We start from the raw sequence: 1,075 nt of genomic DNA, 5'->3' as shown, positions 1-1,075 counted from the left end.
TTTCAGTCATACTTATTAACTCTACTCTGCTTAAACAGTTCGTTTATTAACCATTTTTGCGTGGGCAAAACTAATAAATTTTATTAACATGACCAAATCTTTTTTCTAAAAAATTTTAATCGCTTTTTCGTCTCAATTATCTCCTGCTCCCCTTACAACTCTCATTGTTTAGGACTGCAAAAGTAGAAAAACTTCTATAACACACCAAACATTACCACACCTTTTTTAACATAATATACGTAACTCACTGAATACACGCGAGAAAAATTTAATACTAATCTGATATTATACTCAACTACTCTTCTTATAAATCATAAAAACGTCTTTATATACACACTGAAAATTGAATTTTATTGATTCAAAATATATTTAAAAAACCATTTTTTATTCTATCAAAAGTATTTTTTAATCCTCTGCTCCATTATTTATACTATAAAAACAGAAAGACCAGGTTTCGAAGCCGGGACAATAACTTGGGAGAAATATATAAATGGTTATAAATTGATAGGATTTAGACTTACTATTATTCATATGATATGAAGTATTTACTAATGGTAAGTAGCTATTCTGTTTAAATAGTTATAAGTTATGAATGATAAGTTATAAGTTGATAAGGTATGTTCTCTATCTAGCCTGGTAATAATATAGACTATTTCCTAACATTAAGTTGTCTATTGTATTTACGGTAAAATAATGAATAGTTATAAGTCTGTAAGGTCTATAGGTTTAAGGTTATTAGAGTTTTATGACCTTAAGCCTCATAACTTCTGTAACCGTATTATAACCTCTATAACATCCGTGAATCTTATAACTCTTATAACCTGCATAACTTACATAACCATTATAACCATTCTGGTTGGTTAATAGTTAGGTATATTGAGTTGAGTTATTTTGGATGGATTGTGTGGATAGTTTAGGAATAGTAATATCCTAAAAACGAAAAAGCCTCTGCATTACTATGCAAAGGCTTTTCAAAAATAAAAACTGGCGGCGACCTACTCTCCCGCGTTAGCAGTACCATCGGCGCTGGTGGGCTTAACTTCTGTGTTCGGAATGGCAACAGGTGAGCCCCACC

General features: G+C 30.9%; 1 rRNA gene. It reads right to left on the bottom strand.

Going from position 1 to position 1,075, the window contains the following annotated elements:
• Positions 1 to 982 precede the first annotated feature (982 nt).
• Positions 983 to 1,075: ribosomal RNA gene (gene rrf / locus BAZ10_RS09420) — 5S ribosomal RNA — on the bottom strand; the annotation flags it as partial.

The sequence above is a fragment of the Elizabethkingia occulta genome (assembly GCF_002023715.1).
Taxonomy (GTDB): domain Bacteria; phylum Bacteroidota; class Bacteroidia; order Flavobacteriales; family Weeksellaceae; genus Elizabethkingia; species Elizabethkingia occulta.
The sequence above is the reverse complement of the archived record's forward strand: the minus strand, read 5'-3'. Positions and strand labels throughout refer to the sequence as shown.